This is a genomic window from Bacillus sp. H1a, assembly GCF_000633475.1.
Taxonomy (GTDB): domain Bacteria; phylum Bacillota; class Bacilli; order Bacillales; family Bacillaceae_G; genus Bacillus_A; species Bacillus_A paramycoides.
The window spans coordinates 42,128-60,809 of sequence record NZ_AYMH01000013.1 but is presented as its reverse complement, the minus strand read 5'-3'; the positions used below and the strand labels follow the sequence as shown (position 1 = coordinate 60,809).

Here is an 18,682-nt window from a genome sequence, read left to right as displayed (position 1 = left end):
ATTGTAACAAAAGTTTTGCATAACGGACATAGTTTTCCCTTCCAATTTTACGTCGCATTTTGCTGCTTCATATACTGGAACATATCAATCATAATTGAAGCAACCGCCAATTGATTTTGAAATTTTTCTACTTTATCTGGTATCGTTTTTTTGAAATGTTGCATGGCAGCTAACTCAAAAGCCTCTTTTTCTTCTGGATTACGTGTTAATTTCCGGTACCAGTATGGCTGTTCCCGAATATAACGAGCTAAATCCTCATCAGCCTTTATAAACTCCATAAGCTCTGCTCTCATCCTCTTTCCCCCTAATCCTTTTGAAAGAAAAATGGATTATTTTCAGAAGTATTTTGTTCTTGCTGCGTGCGGTTCCCTTGAAATTGTTGGATAACTTGCTGCACACTACCAATCGCACTCGTTACATTTGCTAAATGGTGTTGCATTTGTTCTACGTCTAGCTTTTTAAAGAAAGAAAGCATTTGCCCCATCACATCAGCAGTTTTTTCCTCCTCAGTTCGATTTTCTTTTTCTTCTTTTTCTTCTTTATTTTCTTTTACTGAAGAAAAAGCAGGTGCTCCATCAGGTCTATACGCTGCCCATATTTGATCTTCTTCACCAAGTAAGTACCATTCTTCATAAAATTGCTGCCAAGTTTTTTGACCACTTCTAACCTCATGAACCATTTTAGGGTGATGGTTTACAAACTCTTTAAACTGTTGAACCGATGGATGTAACGGTCCTTTTGTTGTTGGCATACTACTCACCTCTTCATGTATATCTACTATATTGTAAGAAAAAAAAGGCACATGGTTCGCCTATTTTCAGACGATTCATGCACCTTTTTATTTTCGGATAAAGTTTTGAGTATAAAATTTATCATATACCCCAACACCTAATCCAGTAAATTGTTCATTTAATAAATTCTTTCTGTGACCCTCACTATTTAACCAGCCTTGTACAGCTGCAATTCCATCACTATGTTGCGCGGCTATATTCTCACCAGCAAGTTGAAAAGCCACTTGCCCACGTTGCAAACGATCTCCTAACGTACCAAAGGTGGGAGAATCGTGTGAAAAATAATTATTATCCTTCATATCTTTACTATGGCCAAATGCAACATCTGCAGTTTGTTGATCCCATGTTAACAACGGTAATTGATGACGACTTCGAATAATATTTGTTAAGTCGAGAATTTGTTGCATATTTCCATTTTCTACTTGCTTCATTTTTTCTGGCGTCAACGGCTGTTCTGCTATTAATTCACCTGAATAAACAAGCTGATATGGCCTTTGGCGTAATAACGTTTCATCATCCATATAACGAACACCAACAAGTTCATGTGTAAAGTGATCAAAATATAATTGTGCCCACCCATCTTCTACAGGGATTAGTGGTTGTTCTATTACTTCCGTATCAGATAACTCAAATTGATAACTATTCTTTCCTCTTTTTAATGAAATCTCATGTGAAAGCGGATTCTTTTTATATACCTCTTCATACTTCTCATTTATATAATAGGGAGCTACCTTGACTTGATCACCAGCAACATACGCCGTTACAACTTTACGTTCAGCAACTCCAAATTGAACATACTGAGTTAAATCTTGATTATACACCCACCATTCATATCCATAAGCAGACGGCTCTATTCGAGACGGTTCGCCCCACTTTGCTAATAAATTCTCAGAATCCCCACCAATCATATTTAAAACAGTGTCTGTAGTTTCTTCCTTCACTTGCTTTTTCTTTTTCACAATTTTATTTTCTTGCTTAGAGTGAGATGGGGTTAATATATATTGTGAAACGAGTAACTTCCCGTATAAATCAACAGCTAAAATTAAAAATGTAATCATTACGATACGCAATAATTTCTTCAAACGATATACCTCCTGAACAAAACATAAAATTGAGATATACACAAAGCCTTTTCTTTCCTTTTTTTGTGTGTACCGTACTCTTTTCACTATATCATATTTTCATGAAAAAAGTCTGGATTATCCCTTTTCTCTCAATATGAATTGCACTTTCTTATTATTCATACTATTATAAAAATAATAAAACACCATAAAAAAGAAGGAGGTATTCTATGCAATTTACAAATACGAAGTTTAATGGTGCAGTCATTGATTTAACTCTTTTAACTGAGATTATGGAAAACAATCATTTTGTACTTGCTGGACAATGGGATTACGAACGCGTTACATATGATTATAAATTTGAAATATTAAAGGATGTTTATTATTTACGCGTACAAGGTTTTGCTGTTGAAGGTGACATCGGTGGCAGACACGCTCAAGTAAAACTATTGCCACCCTTATTAGGAAAACATTATTATCCTCATGGCGTTGAATATGGTGATGATGAGATTTTTCCAACGAATGTACTTCAAAAAAGTGAACAGCTCCTACAAAATATTGAAAAAGAGTTGAAAGAATTTCAAATTATTAAGTAAATAGAACAAGCGCATCAATAGGATGCGCTTGTTCTATTTATCTTTCCTAAGAATGAATCGTTTTTTTGACTGGATACCCATAAATGGATCCATCTTTTACTTTAATCTCATCTTCCCAAGGGACTTTATATTTACCTTCAGCTAAATCTTTAACAAACGTATACGGGTTTTCTTTCACCCCACCAGGAGTCGCTACATACCCCCTTGAACCTAAATTATATATATTATTTTCTAGACCCCATCCTAATCTAGCCTGATCTGCTAGCTCTGGATATACTTCAGCAGTAACAATCTCCCAAGGGTTTCGGTGTCCCTGCACTAAAGTAGTCCCATCAAAATTACATACTTGGCCCTCACCAAAGTAATAAAATACACCATCATAACCCGCTAAGTTCACTGACAATGTATACATTAAATTTTGCCATGCATTTGAACGATTGGTTAACATCCATTGTTCACTAACTTGTGTGCTATATCCAGAAATACGAATCAAGACATTTGCACCTTTATAGGCCGCTTCACGGGCTACTTCAGGGAACATGCCATCATGACAAATACAAACAGCTAATTTACTTCCTCCAGGTCCATCACAAACAGGTAAGCCTAAATCTCCAGCTTTCCAAGGTTCGACTGGCACCCAAGGATTTAACTTACGATACTTCAAAATCATTTCACCTTGTGGATTAATAATAATTGCTGTATTATACGGTTCTCCACCATCAGGATTTCTTTCCATTATAGAAAAAACACCATATACTTCAGATTCTTTACATGCCTCAGCAAATAAGTCCGTTTCTGGCCCAGGCACAGTACATAAAAACTCTTCTGTAGTCCATTTTTTTGTATTGAGCCCTTGTGTACTATATTCAGGAAATACTATCAATTCTAATCCAGGATAGCCTGATTTAGTCGAATGAATTGTTTTTATGATCTGTTTAATTTGTTTATCAATGTCTGCACGCGACTCCACTACCGGTACTGGATATTGAATTAGCGCTGTTAAAAAACCACTAATCGGCTTTACCATACTTCCACTACTACCCATTTAAAATCCCCCTTAAAATAGTTTGTGTTTATTAAAGAAAACAATATAAATTTGTAACTCTCTAAAAAACTAGCACTACATCTGGAAATATTACATATTAAAGCTAGTAGTAAATTTTATATCCACTTTTAGTACATGCCTACACTAGATTAACATAAAAAGATTGAAAATTCAATTTTCTAATTCACTACAACTAAAAAAGAAAAAAGCGTATGGGATCCCATACGCTTTTTCTACTTAGTCTGTAAATACGGTGGTAGCTCCTGTAATTGCTCCTTATCCTTTTCACGCTCTCTACGTGCCCATCTAAAGAACACATAGCCGATAATCGTGCCGTACACTATTTCCTGGACAATTTTCATAATGATACCGCCTGTTTGTTGGTCTTGCACTACCGGTATCCAATGTAAAAATTCTGGTCCAGTAATATTTAAATCTGATAAAGTACCAGCCGGTACACAAAGCTCCATCGCCTTCATCCAAGCAGCCGGATCTGTATATGTTGCAAATAATGGTTCAGTCGCAAAAATTATTAACGCACAAGCTGGGGTTAATAAAATACCATTAGCAAACATGTAACCAAGTTTCTTTATATCACTTAATGTTTGATATTCCGGCAGTGGATTTAACATCGGCCACCACATCATCATTGCTGTAAAAAACAATATAGCGAGGCAAATGGGGTGTGCTATTTGACTTTGTTTTACTGTATCAAAAACAATTGGCAAATGATAAAAGGAAAACAGACCATTAAATACAAATAATGCAATAAGCGGTTTAGCAAAAGCCTTTAGTACAATTTGAACAAACTTAAAAGAAGTAATATAACGATATAACCAAACAGGTATACCAAGCAATAATAATGGAGGAACTGCAATGTACATTACTGCCATCTCAAACATATGTGCACTAAATATAATATGACCAATTAAATCAATAGGTCCTCCCTTTACAAAATACAAAAGAACAATCCCGGTCGTAAAATAAAAAATCTGCTTTTTACTTACCTTCGTCGCATTTTCAAATCGCGTTCTATACGGTCCAATAATTAAGAAATAACTAATAAGAATCGAGGCCATAAATAACAGAAAAATCGGACTCCATAAAGCCTGAAAACCAAATATCCATAAATTTTCCATTTTCACACCTACCTTTTCAAAATTCTTATCTTTCATATGAAAAGAGGGCTATGATAAATCAGAGCCCTCCAACTACTACTGTTTAAATCCACACAATTGTCATAAAGGCTAAAATCGTTAATAAACCTATTAACAATCCAGAGTATAAGAAGAAACTCGCCGCTTCATGTCCTTTATGACTCATATGCATGAAATAATATAATTGAAATACAACTTGAACAACTGCCAACAATAAAATAAATGGTACCGAAAAAATCGGACTAAATGTTTTCGGATATGCTACCGCTGCAAATGCAACAAATGTTAAAAAGATCATTAGTGCAAACGTAATAACTTGGTGCTTCATTTCCTCTGCACTTTTTCTTTTCCGATAAACAAGATCAACCTTAGGATTATTCGTTTGCTTAATTGCCATTGTTTATCCCACCATTCCCATCAAATATACTACAGTGAAAATAAACACCCAAACTACGTCTATAAAGTGCCAATAAATCGATGCAACGTAAAACTTTGGTGCATTGTATAAATTTAAGCCTCGCTTCGCATTTCTAAAGATTAATGTCAAAATCCAACACAATCCAAACAATACGTGGAGCCCATGCGTACCAACAAGAGCATAAAATGCAGAACCAAATGCACTACTTCTCATAGTATGCTTAAATTCATGTGTATAATGATAAAACTCATAGATTTCAAACCCCAAAAATCCTAAGCCAAGCAACACTGTTATAAATAGCCACAGTTGCATTTTCTTAAAATTGAAATTTTTCATATGATACATTGCATATACACTCGTTAAACTACTTGTCAACAACAACATCGTCATGATGAAAACGAGCGGCATTTGAAACATTTCTTGAGATGTTGGTCCACCATTTGTAGAATTCTTTAACGCTAAATATGTGCCAAATAAGGAAGCGAACAACACTGTTTCGCCTCCAAGAAATAACCAAAAACCGACAAACTTATTTTTCCCCTCAAGGGTTGCTTTTTCAGGCTCTGCTGGAAATGTTTCATTCGTTAATTTTTCATCTACATGCATTATGCCTTGCCCCCCTTATCTTCTAAATCTTCCTTATGAATATGATATCCATGATCATCGATTACTGAGCGAAGGAACATTGTACCGAATGTAATGATCAAACCTATAATTGCTACTAATAACCAAAATTTATCTTTGCCACCTTGCATATACATCGCACCAAAAGCGGCTATAAATAGACCTAGAGAAATGATAAACGGTGAAAATGAAGCATTCGGCATATGAATATCACCGACTGGTTCCGCCGCTGTCATCTCTTTATTACCTTCGCGTTTTTCAATCCAAAACGGATCTAACCCACGAACAAATGGTAATTGTTTGAAATTGTATTCTGGTGTAGGCGCTGGCATTGTCCACTCTAATGTACGTGCATCCCATGGATCACGACCAGCTTTTTCTTTTGATACTGTTGTTTTTATAACATTGAACAAAAGAACAATCGTTCCAAGGGCCATGAATACTGCTCCAATTGAACTAATCATATTTCCAACCTCTAATCCTTGCCCCTCTAAATATGTGTAGTAACGACGCGGCATACCGATTAAACCAAGGAAATGTTGGATAAAGAACGTTAAATGGAAACCAATAAAGAATAACCAAAATGTTATCTTTCCTAACGTTTCATTTAATACTTTATTAAACATAAGCGGCCAATAATAGTGTGCACCTGCAAGTAAACCAAATACAACACCGCCGACAATTACATAATGGAAGTGTGCTACTACGAAATAATTATCATGGAATTGATAATCAGCTGGTGCCGATGCAAGCATAACTCCTGTAACTCCACCCATAACGAATGATGGAATAAAAGCTACTGCCCACATCATAGGTGTTGTAAACCGAATACTTCCACCCCACATTGTAAAGAGCCAGTTAAAGATTTTAATACCTGTCGGAACTGCAATCGCCATTGTTGCAACTGAGAAGATAGCATTTGCAACAGGACCAAGACCAACGGTAAACATATGATGCGCCCATACCATAAAGCCTAAAAATCCAATTAATACAGTCGCGAACACCATCGATGAATAACCGAATAATCGTTTTTTCGAAAATGTGGCGAAGATTTCTGAGAATATTCCGAAAGCTGGGAGTATAAGAATGTATACTTCTGGATGACCGAAGATCCAGAATAAATGCTCCCATATAATTGTGTTCCCACCTAATGCTGGATTAAAGAAACTTGTGCCAAATAAACGATCTAACATTAGAAGCCCTAATCCTACAGTTAACGGTGGAAATGCAAATAATATAAGTGAAGATGTTACAAATGTTGTCCATGTAAACATCGGCATGCGCATATATGTCATTCCTGGCGCACGCATATTAATAATTGTAACAAGGAAGTTAATACCTCCAATCAATGTACCAATACCTGATATTTGCAAGCCGAGTACATAAAAATCAACACCATGTCCTTTGGAGGCTAAAGCTAAAGATGCATACGATGTCCAACCTGCATCAGGTGCTCCCCCTAAAAACCAACTTAAATTTAAAAATACTCCACCAAAGAAAAATAACCAAAATCCGAGTGAATTCAAAAACGGGAACGCCACATCACGTGCTCCAATTTGAAGTGGTACAGCGGCGTTCATAAATGCAAACACGAGTGGCATAGCTGCGAGGAAAATCATTGTTGTACCGTGCATCGTTAATACTTGGTTATAAGCATCCCCAACTAGAAAAGCATTGTTAGGAATCGCTAACTGAAGGCGAATAAATAGCGCTTCTATTCCGCCTATTACAAAAAACAATCCACCTGCAATTAAATAGAGAATGGCAATCTTTTTATGGTCTACTGTCGTTAAATAATCCCATATGACAGCACCCATCCCCTGTTTTTTTGCTACAGAACTCACGTTTTCAACCTCCCCTTCGCAAATGATCCCTCTTTACTTTTCAATCTTTAACGTTTGTAAATATGCATTTAATGCATCAATTTGATCATCCGTTAAGTTACCATATTTACCAGTCATTTTATTACCTGGCTTCATATTTTCAGGATCTTTGAGCCATTTTTTTAAGTTCTCTTCATTATTTTCGGCAATACCGGCAACCATATCGCGATCAGCAAAGTTTGCTAAGTTTGGTGCGATACGAGCAGAAGGTGGTCTACTATCATTTGATCCAACTGCATGACAACCAATACAGCTTTTATTAAATACTTCTTGACCTTCTTGCGCCTTTGTAGAGGCTACTTCTTTCTTCCCATCAATCTTCTTCATGTCAGCAAGCCATTTTTTGTACTCGCTTTCATCCAGAGCTTTCACTTTGAATTGCATTAAAGAATGTGATGGGCCACAAAATTCTGTACAAAAACCATTATAAGTGCCCGATTTATCTGCCTTTAACCACATTTTGTTCACATTATCTGTATTTGTATCCATTTTACCAGCTAAAGATGGAACCCAAAACGAATGTTTAATATCGGCACCCTTCAAATTCAAATACACTTTCTTGCCTGTGGGGATAACTAAATCTTGAGAAGTTACTATTTTTTCTGATTTATAAGAAAATTCCCACCAATAAAGATTCGCTGTTACATCAACAACGATAGTATCTTTATCAATATTCTTTTTCTCCATCGCACTTACATCAGCAAGTTTGAATGTATATGTAACAGTCGGAACAGCCAAGATTAATAAAAGAATAATCGGAATAACTGTCCATATAATTTCTAGTTTGTGATTCCCTTCAACTTGCTCTGGAATATAATCTTCCTGACCCTTTTTTTGTCGGAAACGCACAATTACATATAAGAAAATAATAGTAACTACAAGTACTACTCCTACCATGATTGCACTCGCTAGCAAGAGCAAATCATATTGCATTTTTGCTACTTCCCCTTGCGGAATTAAAGTAGATTGAAAGGCTTTACCGCATCCCCCTAACAGTAAAGCCAGCAGTGAAACGAACGAAAGCAGTCGCCACTGTTTCTTCATACAAACAACCCCCACTTTCTTTGTGAATTAGATTGTACTTTATAGTTAAGTAAAGTAAATCTCAACGTAAAGAAATCCAATCATGTCGTTGTCTTAGAAGAATGTAACTACAATCATTGACACAAATAAGATTGTTAAGTAATTCAGGGAGTAAACAAACATTTTTACGGACCATTTGATGTCATCTTGCTTACGGAAGCCATAAAACCCTAGTACGATCCATCCGATGTTAAGCAATGTTGCAATTACCATGAAGGTTACTCCAAGCCCACTCATATAAAATGGTAGTGGTAATAAACATACTGTCCAGATCATAATCTGACGTTTCGTAATATTAAATCCCTGTACAACAGGAAGCATTGGGATTCCTGCATTGCGATATTCATCAACACGTTTCATCGCTAACGCGAGGAAATGTGGGATTTGCCAAATAAACATAATTAAAAATAACATCCAAGCTATTGGATGATCTAAAGATGGATCAATTGCCGCCCATCCAATTAAAGGTGGAACAGCTCCTGATATACTACCTACAACAGTATTTAACGTATATTTTCTCTTCGTCCATAATGTATATAAAACTACATATGTGAAGGCACCAATAAATGCGATTAATACTGCCATTGGTGTCGTAAGTAATAAAAATACGAAGCCAAGAAGTAAAATTACAAGTCCAAATGCAAGTGCAAATCCAGGTTTATATTTACCTGTTACCGTTGGACGGTTTTTTGTTCTCTCCATTAATGGATCGATATCTCGGTCAATGTAGTTATTTAAACAACATACCCCTGCCATAATTAATGCAGAACCAACGATTGTGAAAAATAGCTTATCCAGATGGTCCATAACACTCAATCCATTAAAATGTAAAGCCAACCAAAATCCTGTAAATACAGTAAGTGTATTTGAGTTTACAATCCCCATTTTAACGAGCGCTGATAAATCTTGTAACCGAGTTGTTTCCGGTACACTTGAAACAGCTGACTCATCATGCAGCTCACTTGTTGCATGGTTCATCACTTTAACCCCCTCTTAAACCTATCATCTTTCTAAGCGAAATATTTCGCTTCTATATAGCAATATTATTACAGTAGAAATATTGTTAACCCATTCTACTACTAATCTACGCCCATACTCCAATATATTAAATCATATTTCCCGAACAATTTGTGAAGAAAACATGAACTTTTTGTGTCGAATAATAAAAAACTTTATTCTAACCTATCCTTATCATAACATGATGTTATCTTCTATAATAAACTATTTTGTCATATTTAGCATGTATTCTCCCCATTTCTTTTCAAAATAGCCTCATTTTCGCCTAAAATATGTATTTAAAATCCCATTTTTTTCTTTATTCTGTATACGTTGTCCTTACCCTTCATTTCTTTGCTATTTTATTATTTTTTATATATCATAGGACTGTAGCACGTTTTATTCTATACATAATGGAATGAAAATATTTCGCAATAACTTCATAGCAGAAAGATGGTGAAAGAGATTGCAACGCTTTATTAAATGGTTAGCAGTCATTACAAGTCTCGATTTATTAGTAGTTTTACTAGGAGGCGCTTTAGTTACAAAAACAGGTTCAGGCCAAGGGTGTGGTAAATCATGGCCACTTTGTAACGGTGAATTTGTTCCATCTAATTTATCAATGGAAACTATTATTGAGCTGAGTCACCGCTTAACATCGGGATCAGCAGGTATCCTTGTTACTCTTCTTTGTATCTTGTCCTGGAAATATTATAAACATGTGCGTGAAACAAAGACGTTAGCAATTTTATCCTTCGTATTTTTAGTTGCACAAGCATTAATGGGGGCAGCTGCAGTTGTTTGGGGACAAATGCCTGCTGTACTAGCTATTCATTTTGGTATTTCCTTAATTTCATTTGCTTCTGTCATCTTGTTAACGTGTCTTATTTTTGAAATTGATCAGAAATTCGATGCACGTTCACTTATTATGGACAAAAAAATGAAATTTCATATTTATGGTGTAACAATTTACAGTTATATCGTTGTCTACACAGGAGCTTTAGTACGTCACGAACGAGCTAGCTTAGCCTGTCCAGACTTCCCTTTATGCAGTAAAAACAGACCTATGCCAACTCAACTACATGAGTGGGTTCAAATGGGACATAGAGTTGCAGCGATGTTAATATTCTTTTGGATACTATATGTGATGATTATTGCTATTCGTCATTACAAACAGCAGCGTGTAGTATATTGGGGATGGATTATTTCATTTATCCTTGTAACACTTCAAGCTATTGTAGGAGTTTTAGTCGTATATACAAATGCTAGTTTATCAATGGCATTATTACACTCACTCTTCATTTCTTGCTTGTTTGCAGTACTATGCTATTTAGTTATGTTGGGTACAAGAAGTACAGTCAATGCAAAAGAAGCCGTATCGACTTCTAAGCAAAATAAAATAAAATAAAATAAAATAAAATAAAATAAAATAAAGTAAAGTAACACTTTAATACCTTGCCAATTCGGCAAGGTATTATTTGCAACAAAAAAAGAGCTGCTTTCGCACAGCTCTTTTTCTTTATTTTAATGATCTAATTCAATGAGTAAATCTCCCGTTTGAATTGCATCACCATCATTTACATATACTTTCTTCACTTTACCATTGAATGGTGCTTGAACCGTCGTTTCCATTTTCATCGCTTCTGTAATTGCCATAGAATCGCCTTTTTTCACTTCATCGCCTTCTTTTACAACTACTTTAACAACAGTTCCTGGCATCGTTGCGCTAATGTGATTTGGATTTTCACGGTTTCCTTTCACACGTTGGGCAACTGTTGCTTTCACACTTTCATCTTTCACAACAATCTCACGTGGTTGACCGTTAAATTCCAAGTAAAGAATACGATTTCCATCTGGCTGCGGCTCTCCAATTGATACTAGTTTAACCATCAATGTTTTACCTTGTTCGATTTCCACATCAATTTCTTCACCAAGTCTCATACCATAGAAGAATGTCGGTGTATCAAGCACAGATACGTTTCCATAAAGTTCGGCAACTTTTTCGTAGTCCATAAATACTTTCGGATACAATGCATATGCGACTACATCAAAAATCGTTACTTCTCGCCCAAGTTTATGGTATAACTCTTCTTTTAAAGCGTCGAAATCTACTGGCTCTAATAATTCACCTGGTCTTACTGTTAATGGCTCTTTCCCTTTTAAAATAATTTTTTGTAATTCTTTCGGGAAACCACCATATGGTTGACCTAAATCTCCAGAGAACATTTCAACAACAGATCCCGGGAAGTCCATAGAATGTCCACGCTCTAAAATATCTTGTTCTGTCAGATGATTTTGAACCATAAATAATGCCATATCACCAACAACTTTAGATGACGGTGTTACTTTTACAATATCTCCAAACATGTCATTAACACGACGGTACATTACTTTAACTTCATCAAAACGATCTCCTAAACCAACTGCCTTCGCTTGTTGTTGAAGATTACTATACTGTCCACCTGGCATTTCGTGCATATACACCTCTGTGTGAGGAGCGTTCATACCACTTTCAAATGGCGCATAGTATTTACGTACATCTTCCCAATAATGAGATAGTTTTTCTAATGAGTCTATATTAACATCTGGTTGTCTTTCATTTCCACCTAACGCATAGTATAGAGTATTCGCACTCGGTTGTGACGTTTGACCAGCCATAGAACTCACCGCTACATCAACAATGTCAACGCCTGCTTCAATCGCTTTCGTATACGTTAAAATACCATTTCCGCTAGTATCGTGTGTATGCAAATGAATTGGAATCGACACCGTCTCTTTTAATGCTGAAACTAAATCATATGCTGCATTCGGCTTTAATAAGCCCGCCATATCTTTAATTCCTAAAATGTGAGCTCCTGATGCTTCCAACTCTTTCGCTAAGTTTTTATAATAATTTAAATCATATTTGCTGCGTAATGGATCGTGAATGTCTCCTGTGTAACACATTGTCGCTTCTGCAATTTTACCAGTATCTCGTACAGCATCAATTGCAACTCTCATACCTTCTACCCAGTTTAAGCTATCAAAAATACGGAACACATCAATTCCAGCTTGAGCGGAACATTCTACAAATTTTTGAATTAAATTATCTGGATAGTTTTTGTATCCAACTGCGTTTGAAGAACGAAGTAACATTTGGAATAAAACGTTCGGCATTTTTTCACGAAGATCTAGTAATCGTTCCCATGGATCTTCTTTTAGGAAACGATACGCAACATCAAACGTTGCACCGCCCCACATTTCTGCGGAGAATAAGTTTGGCAACATTCTCGCTGTTGGCTCTGCGATTTGATGTAAATCTTTAGTACGAATACGCGTTGCAAGTAAAGATTGATGTGCATCACGGAATGTTGTATCCGTTAAAAGCACACGTTTTTGATCTTGAACCCACTTTACTAATCCATCCGCTCCGCGCTCATCTAAAATTTGTTTCGTTCCGTTTTGAATTGGTTCTGAGTGTTTTACACTTGGTATACGAGCATCTGGAAAAATTGGCTTCTCTTTTTTCCCTACTCCTGGGAAGCCATTTACCGTTACTGTACCAATGTAATTTAACATTTTTGTTCCGCGGTCTTTACGTTTTGGGAACAAGAACAGTTCAGGTGACGCGTCAATAAACGAAGTATCATATTCTCCTGATAAGAAGTTTCTATGTTTTACTACATTCTCTAAGAATGGAATATTTGTTTTAATACCACGAATACGGAATTCTTTTAAGTTACGTTCCATTTTTGCAGCAGCTTGTTCAAAAGTAAGCGCCCAAGTTGTAACTTTTACAAGTAAAGAATCATAGTACGGTGTAATAACTGCACCTTGGAAACTATTACCTGTATCAAGACGAACACCAAAACCACCGCCTGATCGATATGCCATAATCTTCCCTGTATCAGGCATAAAGTTATTAAGCGGGTCTTCTGTCGTTACACGAGATTGAATGGCATAACCATGTACAATAATCTCATCTTGTTTCGGCACACTTACAATCTTACTATGTAAAGCATGTCCATCTGCTATTAAAATTTGTGATTGAACAATATCAATTCCTGTAATCATTTCTGTAATTGTATGTTCTACTTGAACACGTGGATTTACTTCAATAAAGTAAAACTCATCACCTTTTACTAGGAATTCAACTGTTCCAGCATTTAAATAATTTACATTTTTCGTTAACTTTACTGCAGCATCACAAATTCGCTGACGCAAATCATCTGAAAGCGACACGCTCGGTGCAATTTCAACTACTTTTTGATGACGTCGTTGTACAGAGCAATCACGCTCATATAAATGCACAACATTACCTTCTTCATCTGCCAAAATTTGTACTTCTATATGTTTAGGTTTTTCAACGAATTTTTCAACGTAAACTTCATCATTACCAAAAGCTGCTTTTGCTTCTGATTTCGCACGATTATACGATTCTCTTAATTCTTCACTGGTACGCACGATACGCATACCACGACCACCGCCACCAAGCGATGCTTTAATAATAATCGGGTAATCATACTTTTCAGCAAATTCTGCGACTTCTTCTAATGAATTTACTGGACCATCACTACCAGGAATAACTGGAATTTGTGCTAGCTGCGCTTGTGTTCTTGCTTTAACTTTATCTCCAAACATATCTAAATGCTTACTTTTTGGACCGATAAAGATAATCCCTTCTTCTTCACAACGTTTTGCGAATTGAATATTTTCTGACAAGAAACCATATCCAGGGTGGATTGCATCTACATGATTACTTTTCGCAATCTCAATAATGCCTTCAATATCTAGATAAGCATCAATTGGCTTTTTCCCTTCCCCAACTAAATAGGACTCATCGGCTTTATAGCGATGATAAGAACCGCTATCCTCTTTCGAATAGATTGCAACTGTGTTTAATCCAAGTTCTGAACATGCTCGAAATACACGAATTGCAATCTCTCCACGGTTAGCTACCAATACTTTTTGAATACGTTGCAGCTTTGTCATGATTTTCCCCCTCTACTTTCCTACCACTCTAGAGATAAAATACATACACACTCTAAAGAGCGTGAAGTTCTTCACTTTCCACAATATATTATACTTAGAAAGCTTCACTTTATTTTTATCCATCATACCTTATTTTTCAACAAATGATAAGTTTTCTGATCAATTTGTTTCACAAAAATAGTATAGCATACCTCTTCCTTTTCTAACAACCTTATTGTATATCACATTAATTTATATGTGATATATTTTTAACCACAATAACAAAGTAGTATATCACATTAAAGGTTATCGAAATAAAAAGCACACTGAGCTTTTTAGCCCAGTGTGCTTTTATTTTACAAGAACAAGATGCGGTCCACCTTGTTCTCTTTCTTTAGTCATTTCGTTTTGTTGCTTCTCTTGTCGTTTTACATGACTAGCAATATTCAATAGTATACCCATTGCAAGTAGATTTGCTAATAAGGAACTACCGCCATAACTTATAAATGGCAAAGGCACACCTGTAAGTGGTATTAATCCAGACATGCCACCTACGTTAACAAACGTTTGAATCCCAAATAAACTAGCAATACCAATTGCTATTAAGCTTCCAAATGGATCTTTACACTTTTGAGCAATCCTGAATGAACGAATGATAATAAGTAGCAAACAAATTAAAATAACAGCTACACCAATAAAACCAAGCTCTTCAGATATAATTGCCATAATAAAATCCGTTTGCGGTTCTGGTAAGTATCCATATTTTTGTACACTGTTTCCTAGTCCTCGACCGTTTAGTCCTCCTGAAGCAATTCCAATAAAAGAATTTATTAGCTGGAATCCATCATTTTGAGGATCATTAAATGGATCAAGAAAGACTGAAAAGCGAGCTTTTTGGTACGCACTTAACTTAAAGTTAGCTAGCAAATAAAGAGATGGAGCCCATATTATAGAAGTTAAAACAATTCGTTTTATCCACAAATTGATCCGCACTCCCGAGCAAAGAAACATAATTCCAACCGTTCCCCCAATTAACAAATCGGTACCTAAATCATTTTGCTTTAAAATTAAAAGCATTGCCAATCCAACAAAAGCAAGCGTAACTCCCGATCCTTTAAAAACAGGCGTATCTGTCTCTTGTCTTCTTGCAAAAAAACGAGCTAAAATAATAATAATCGATATTTTAACAAATTCAGCGGGCTGTATACCTAATATCCACCCTTTTGCACCATTTATTTCCCGACCGAAAGCCAATGCTGCTGCTAATAAACCAAGACTACCTATTCCCATTGCCAATAGAACTATTCGCTTTCTCCAAAGTTTATAAGGAATAGAAATGATGATCGCTAACATTATTGTTCCAACAGCCAGAGCTACTAATTGCCTTTTAAAAAAGTAATTTGCCGGCCAATTATGCCTCGAAATCGCAACAATGGAACTAGAACTATATACCATTATTACTCCCAGCACACATAAAATAATAAGAGGAAGTAATAATGAATAATCCATCGATTTCCATACTTTTTTCATTTCATTTCCTCTTTCTGTTTCAATTTAATTATTGTTGTATTCCATATGTATATAGGTTCTTCCTGCTTTATTATACAAATAAAAAGCCCAAACTATTTCAGTTTGAGCCCCCTTATTTGAACCCGTTATTGTTGTTTGTTTGTAAATGCTTCATGAAGTGCAGATAACTCACGTTCGAGCTCTCCTAACATTGCTTTCCCTTGTTCTTCTGCAATAAGACCAAGACGAACCGCAAAATCGACCTCTCGGGATAGTCCAAACATTTGTGTGTCTAACACTTCTTCATATAATGGACATTGCGGCATTGTAAGATGGTCCATTTGCACCTTAATAAGTCTTAAGATCTTCTCCGCATCCGCTTGTAGAAGGGCAAGTGCCTTTTCCTGATGATTTGATACTGTCTCAGACGCCAAATTGATTCCCTCCATTTCCGTCCTACTCTCTCCTATCTATTAATATTAGCGATAGTTTTAATAAATTGCAATAGAAACATTTTTTGTGACAACAGTGTCTAATACTATTATACTGAAAAGTGGGAGTATAACACAAATGGGGGAACAACAATGAGCGAAATTTTATTTATTAATGGAAAAGTTCGTTTTCCGATCACTATCGATCCAACTGTTTGGATTTTTGATGACCGGAAAGTAGATTTAACAACTTACTTTGATGAAACTAGAGAAGAAATATCCGAATTAGAAACATACTTAAAGCATACTTCAGAACATTGGGATCGTGAAATCCGTGATGGTGCTGCCTTCCCACCAATCCAAAAAAGTGTAAAGAAATATAAAAAAGAACAGCTTATTACCGGTACATTCGGTATACCATTTCATCCATTTCTTACGAACGCTGAACTTTCAGACGATGCTACTCAAGTCGTAATTGAAACAGTAGACAATATAGTTACACTTCCATTAGAAACAGTCGAAAAAGCTATTCTTGGTTTTTCAAAAGAAGGAAAACCGTTAAGAGAAGACGGACCTGTTCATCTATATTTCCATGATGGATCTAATAGACAAAATCCAATCCGTAACATCCGTAAATTTACAATTATTTAATTGTATAGTTAAACTGTAAAAAAGGAGTGAGCTTATGCCCACTCCTTTTTATAATAAATCCGCTGCTAGTTGAGCTAAATTAGAACGCTCTCCTTTAACAAACTTTACATGACCACTAATACGTTGTTCTTTAAACTTCTCTACAACATACGTTAAACCATTATTATATTCATCTAAATATGGGTGATCAATTTGCTGAGGATCTCCCATTAATACAATCTTACTTTTTTCTCCTACCCTTGTTAATATCGTCTTTACTTCATGTTTCGTTAAGTTTTGTGCCTCGTCAATTATAATGAACTGATCTGGAATACTTCTCCCGCGTATATAAGTAAGTGCTTCTACTTCAATCGAACCCATCCCAGCTAAAATAGCATCTAGCTCTCCAGGCTTTTTCGTATTAAATAAATACTCTAGATTATCAAAAATCGGCTGCATCCACGGTCTTAACTTTTCTTCTTTTTCTCCTGGTAAATAACCTATATCTTTTCCTACCGGAACAATTGGTCTCGCAACAAGTAGTTTTTTATATAACCCTAAATCTTCCGTTTGCATTAGTCCCGAAGCTAATGCAAGTAACGTTTTCCCTGTACCTGCTTTCCCTGTTAACGTTACAAGTGGAATATCTTCCCGAAGTAACAATTCTAATCCCATAATTTGCTGTACGTTTCGCGGACGTATCCCCCACACTTGCTCATTGTGAAAAATAAGTTTCTTTACCTTCTTACCTAAGTGATCGACAATCCCTAGTGCTGAGCTAGAGCCACCTAGCGCATCTTTCATTACAACAAATTGATTTGGATAAAAAGGATGGTTTGCAATTTCAGATAAAGGTAGTTCACCTTTTTCATAAAAATAATCTAATTTTTCTTTTGATATATACCCTTCTAAAAATCCTGAATATATATTTTCCACTTCAATTACTCGATCACTTAAATAATCTTCAGCCTGCAATCCGATTGCATCGGCTTTTACCCTTACGAGCACATCTTTACTTACTAAAATAACTGATTTCCCATCCTCTTTTTCTTGTTCTTCTAAAGAGAGGTTTTTCGCTACAGCTAAAATTCGATTATCATTTGTTTTTTCTACAAAGATATCTTGCAGTTGAACAAATGAGCGATGATTTAATTCAATACGAAATGTACCGCCGTTTTCTAGCGGAATACTTTCATGCAGCTTTCCTATTTCACGAAATTTGTCTATTAACTTAGATACATAGCGAGCATTTCGTCCTACTTCATCCATATAACGTTTTTTCGAATCCACCTCTTCTAATACAACTGCTGGAATCACTACTTCATTTGTTTCAAATGAAAAAATAGATAAAGGATCCTGCAAAAGTACATTCGTATCTAACACATAAATTTTATCCAACCTGTTACCCCCTGACTCCACTTTTAAATTTGTAGAACAAGGGTTTCATCCATAAAATATGGACGAACCATTGTTATAATTATATGTACCGTATAAACGAGGTAGAATCG

Annotated in this window: 17 protein-coding genes; 3 read left to right on the top strand and 14 right to left on the bottom strand. The window is 35.8% G+C overall.

What is annotated here, in order from left to right; translation table 11 throughout:
• Nucleotides 1-47: 47 nt before the first annotated feature.
• The 3 genes from U860_RS0106000 to U860_RS0105990 all read right to left on the bottom strand — a co-directional run bounded on the left by U860_RS0106000 (nucleotide 48) and on the right by U860_RS0105990 (nucleotide 1,873).
• Entirely contained in the window at nucleotides 48-293 is a 246-nt protein-coding gene (locus U860_RS0106000) for a YlbE-like family protein (protein WP_002173180.1), read from the bottom strand.
• Nucleotides 294-304: 11 nt separating this feature from the next.
• Nucleotides 305-751, bottom strand: coding sequence for a YlbD family protein (locus U860_RS0105995; RefSeq protein ID WP_025147764.1), 447 nt, complete (start codon nucleotides 749-751; stop codon nucleotides 305-307).
• An 87-nt stretch (nucleotides 752-838) separates the two neighbouring features.
• On the bottom strand, nucleotides 839-1,873 hold the full coding sequence (locus tag U860_RS0105990) for a CAP domain-containing protein (protein ID WP_025147763.1): 1,035 nt from the start codon (nucleotides 1,871-1,873) through the stop codon (nucleotides 839-841).
• 209 nt (nucleotides 1,874-2,082) lie between these two features.
• Between U860_RS0105990 and U860_RS0105985 the strand changes: the two genes are divergently transcribed.
• Nucleotides 2,083-2,448: a YugN family protein gene (locus tag U860_RS0105985; protein WP_025147762.1), complete on the top strand. Its 366-nt coding sequence runs from the start codon at nucleotides 2,083-2,085 to the stop codon at nucleotides 2,446-2,448.
• Between the two features lie 46 nt (nucleotides 2,449-2,494).
• Here the strand turns inward: U860_RS0105985 and U860_RS0105980 are convergent, their stop codons facing one another.
• The 7 genes from U860_RS0105980 to ctaB all read right to left on the bottom strand — a co-directional run bounded on the left by U860_RS0105980 (nucleotide 2,495) and on the right by ctaB (nucleotide 9,636).
• On the bottom strand, nucleotides 2,495-3,493 hold the full coding sequence (locus tag U860_RS0105980; protein WP_025147761.1) for a formamidase: 999 nt from the start codon (nucleotides 3,491-3,493) through the stop codon (nucleotides 2,495-2,497).
• Nucleotides 3,494-3,726: 233 nt separating this feature from the next.
• A complete protein-coding gene (gene ctaG / locus U860_RS0105975) occupies nucleotides 3,727-4,632 on the bottom strand; it encodes a cytochrome c oxidase assembly factor CtaG (RefSeq protein ID WP_002173184.1) in 906 nt (301 codons plus the stop codon).
• A gap of 82 nt (nucleotides 4,633-4,714) precedes the next feature.
• A complete protein-coding gene (gene ctaF, locus U860_RS0105970; protein ID WP_002173185.1) occupies nucleotides 4,715-5,047 on the bottom strand; it encodes a cytochrome c oxidase subunit IVB in 333 nt (110 codons plus the stop codon).
• 3 nt (nucleotides 5,048-5,050) lie between these two features.
• Entirely contained in the window at nucleotides 5,051-5,674 is a 624-nt protein-coding gene (ctaE, locus tag U860_RS0105965; RefSeq protein WP_025147760.1) for a cytochrome c oxidase subunit III, read from the bottom strand.
• Nucleotides 5,674-7,509, bottom strand: coding sequence for a cytochrome c oxidase subunit I (gene ctaD, locus U860_RS0105960; RefSeq protein ID WP_176547739.1), 1,836 nt, complete (start codon nucleotides 7,507-7,509; stop codon nucleotides 5,674-5,676). The genes ctaE and ctaD overlap by 1 nt, the downstream gene beginning before the upstream one ends.
• 60 nt (nucleotides 7,510-7,569) lie before the next feature.
• Nucleotides 7,570-8,619 (bottom strand): cytochrome c oxidase subunit II, encoded by a 1,050-nt coding sequence (coxB, locus tag U860_RS0105955; protein WP_025147758.1) that lies wholly within the window; start codon nucleotides 8,617-8,619, stop codon nucleotides 7,570-7,572.
• 93 nt (nucleotides 8,620-8,712) lie between these two features.
• Complete coding sequence (ctaB, locus tag U860_RS0105950; protein ID WP_002173189.1) at nucleotides 8,713-9,636, bottom strand: protoheme IX farnesyltransferase; 924 nt, start codon at nucleotides 9,634-9,636, stop codon at nucleotides 8,713-8,715.
• Between the two features lie 484 nt (nucleotides 9,637-10,120).
• Here ctaB and ctaA point away from each other — a divergent pair, with 484 nt between their 5' ends.
• Nucleotides 10,121-11,062, top strand: coding sequence for a heme A synthase (ctaA, locus tag U860_RS0105945; protein WP_025147757.1), 942 nt, complete (start codon nucleotides 10,121-10,123; stop codon nucleotides 11,060-11,062).
• A gap of 116 nt (nucleotides 11,063-11,178) precedes the next feature.
• Here the strand turns inward: ctaA and pyc are convergent, their stop codons facing one another.
• From pyc to U860_RS0105930, 3 genes are all read right to left on the bottom strand, one after another.
• Nucleotides 11,179-14,625 carry a pyruvate carboxylase gene (pyc, locus tag U860_RS0105940; RefSeq protein ID WP_025147756.1) on the bottom strand — a complete coding sequence of 1,149 codons (3,447 nt, stop codon included), beginning with the start codon at nucleotides 14,623-14,625 and terminating at the stop codon, nucleotides 11,179-11,181.
• 330 nt (nucleotides 14,626-14,955) lie between these two features.
• Complete coding sequence (locus U860_RS0105935) at nucleotides 14,956-16,134, bottom strand: FtsW/RodA/SpoVE family cell cycle protein (protein WP_025147755.1); 1,179 nt, start codon at nucleotides 16,132-16,134, stop codon at nucleotides 14,956-14,958.
• A 125-nt stretch (nucleotides 16,135-16,259) separates the two neighbouring features.
• Nucleotides 16,260-16,547 carry a YlaN family protein gene (locus U860_RS0105930; protein ID WP_000135695.1) on the bottom strand — a complete coding sequence of 96 codons (288 nt, stop codon included), beginning with the start codon at nucleotides 16,545-16,547 and terminating at the stop codon, nucleotides 16,260-16,262.
• 150 nt (nucleotides 16,548-16,697) lie between these two features.
• On the opposite strand from U860_RS0105930, the gene U860_RS0105925 reads away from it, so the two are divergent.
• The gene (locus U860_RS0105925; protein ID WP_025147754.1) at nucleotides 16,698-17,195 is read left to right on the top strand and encodes a hypothetical protein; all 498 of its coding nucleotides are present in this window, start codon (nucleotides 16,698-16,700) and stop codon (nucleotides 17,193-17,195) included.
• Nucleotides 17,196-17,243: 48 nt separating this feature from the next.
• On the opposite strand, the gene U860_RS0105920 is transcribed toward U860_RS0105925, so the two are convergent.
• Complete coding sequence (locus U860_RS0105920) at nucleotides 17,244-18,572, bottom strand: PhoH family protein (protein ID WP_002173195.1); 1,329 nt, start codon at nucleotides 18,570-18,572, stop codon at nucleotides 17,244-17,246.
• Nucleotides 18,573-18,682 lie beyond the last annotated feature (110 nt).

Coding starts and splice junctions, on each gene's coding strand:
- pyc (WP_025147756.1), bottom strand. CDS start 14,625: ATGACAAAGCTGCAACGTATTCAAAAAGTATTGGTAGCTAACCGTGGA.
- ctaB (WP_002173189.1), bottom strand. CDS start 9,636: ATGAACCATGCAACAAGTGAGCTGCATGATGAGTCAGCTGTTTCAAGT.
- U860_RS0105995 (WP_025147764.1), bottom strand. CDS start 751: ATGCCAACAACAAAAGGACCGTTACATCCATCGGTTCAACAGTTTAAA.
- U860_RS0105985 (WP_025147762.1), top strand. CDS start 2,083: ATGCAATTTACAAATACGAAGTTTAATGGTGCAGTCATTGATTTAACT.
- ctaD (WP_176547739.1), bottom strand. CDS start 7,509: ATGGGTGCTGTCATATGGGATTATTTAACGACAGTAGACCATAAAAAG.
- U860_RS0106000 (WP_002173180.1), bottom strand. CDS start 293: ATGAGAGCAGAGCTTATGGAGTTTATAAAGGCTGATGAGGATTTAGCT.
- ctaG (WP_002173184.1), bottom strand. CDS start 4,632: ATGGAAAATTTATGGATATTTGGTTTTCAGGCTTTATGGAGTCCGATT.
- U860_RS0105980 (WP_025147761.1), bottom strand. CDS start 3,493: ATGGGTAGTAGTGGAAGTATGGTAAAGCCGATTAGTGGTTTTTTAACA.
- ctaF (WP_002173185.1), bottom strand. CDS start 5,047: ATGGCAATTAAGCAAACGAATAATCCTAAGGTTGATCTTGTTTATCGG.
- coxB (WP_025147758.1), bottom strand. CDS start 8,619: ATGAAGAAACAGTGGCGACTGCTTTCGTTCGTTTCACTGCTGGCTTTA.
- U860_RS0105925 (WP_025147754.1), top strand. CDS start 16,698: ATGAGCGAAATTTTATTTATTAATGGAAAAGTTCGTTTTCCGATCACT.
- ctaE (WP_025147760.1), bottom strand. CDS start 5,674: ATGCATGTAGATGAAAAATTAACGAATGAAACATTTCCAGCAGAGCCT.
- U860_RS0105935 (WP_025147755.1), bottom strand. CDS start 16,134: ATGAAAAAAGTATGGAAATCGATGGATTATTCATTATTACTTCCTCTT.